The 1,472-nt window shown below is 29.8% G+C and carries 1 protein-coding gene; it reads right to left on the minus strand.

Annotation, left to right across the window (positions count from 1 at the left end; translation table 11 throughout):
- Positions 1-205 precede the first annotated feature (205 nt).
- On the minus strand, positions 206-1,372 hold the full coding sequence (locus HM986_RS17530; protein ID WP_179336340.1) for a hypothetical protein: 1,167 nt from the start codon (positions 1,370-1,372) through the stop codon (positions 206-208).
- Positions 1,373-1,472 lie beyond the last annotated feature (100 nt).

The raw sequence follows: 1,472 nt of genomic DNA on the forward strand, positions 1-1,472 counted from the left end.
ACCATATGTGGTTCTTCAGCAATATGCAGCATAAAAAATAAAACTAAATATTACTAGGATTTGATCTTGGAATACGTGTATGGTTAGTTGCGTGGTTAAGCAACTAAGTTAGCAAACTTTTACGAACCCGTGAATATTCCGCAGGAATATTCGCAAGTAAGCTCAATGAAGCAATTAAATATACACGGTGTTATGCACAGGCTTACTACTCAATATTTTCAGCTAGTTTATTTTTTAATTCTATTGCTGTTGTTTGTTTCAATTCTAACGTCATAACTTTTTTAGAACTTATTTCGAATTCTATTAAATCAAAATATGGTAAATCATCTATATAAGAAGTCGCCATAATATACGCTTTATCTCCAATGGGTAAAATCAAATCCTCTGCGTCGTTGTGCGTGAATCCGAAAGAACCGTCCATTCTTTCGTAACCAGGAATATACATATTCTTATTTGGTAATAAAAGCGAAGTGAATACATACGAAAAATCTTCGTTTTTAACTTTTAGGATTAAATCTACTATTTCAGATTTTGGGTCATTAAAAAATTTGTCAATATTCGACCAGCCTAATTTTCTGACCGAAAAAATATAACTTGTATTAAAATCTTCCACAAATCCATTTTGTCCTTTTTTTGTTATTACTTCAGGAATGAATAGGCCATTTTGGCTTTCTTTTAATTTAACCGTATCTCTTGAGATATCAATTATTTTTATATTAGCTTTTTGAAACTGGGTTTTATCTCCTATTTTTCGTTCAGGACTCCAAAACCATTTATCAAGTTCTTTACTTTCAAAGTCAGCAATATTGTCAAATTGGTAAGTAATAGTTTTATAAGATTGTTCAAGTTCCTTTAATTCTTTATTAAGAATGCTTTTTTGGTTTGTCCAATTTATTGATAAACTATCTTTTACTCCTTCAAAAATCAACATTTCATCATCTAATTCTGATGTTGGAATCATAATTCCGATTTCTTTTCCGCTTTTTAGTTTTGTTATTTTGTCGTTTATAGAAGCATTTATGTATAACATTCCACCACTGGATAAAAGTTTATTGTTACTAGTCGTGGTTAAGTTTCCAATTACAAAGTCAATTGGATTAAATATTTCTTTTATTTCAATTTGTATTTGATTAATTGAATCTCCTGTCTCTATTTCAAAGGTATTGGCATAAATTCTATAAATAGAACCATTTTTTGTAACGAGAGTTGTGTCAGTTTTTATGTCAATATTGAAATATTCACTTTCAATATTATCTTGATTGTATATTTCAGAGAATATTTTAGCTTTATTTTCAGCGGTGGAATTTCGGTCATCTTTACACGATGAAAAACCCAAAATTAATAATAAAGCAATTACGATTGTATTTCTCATAGGCGTTTTTTCAGCTTGTGCATAACGTGATTGTGTATGGTTAGTTGCGTGGTTAAGCAACTAATTTAGCAAACTTTTACGAACCCGTGAAAATTCCGCA

The sequence above is a fragment of the Winogradskyella costae genome (genome assembly GCF_013403865.1).
Lineage (GTDB): Bacteria > Bacteroidota > Bacteroidia > Flavobacteriales > Flavobacteriaceae > Winogradskyella > Winogradskyella costae.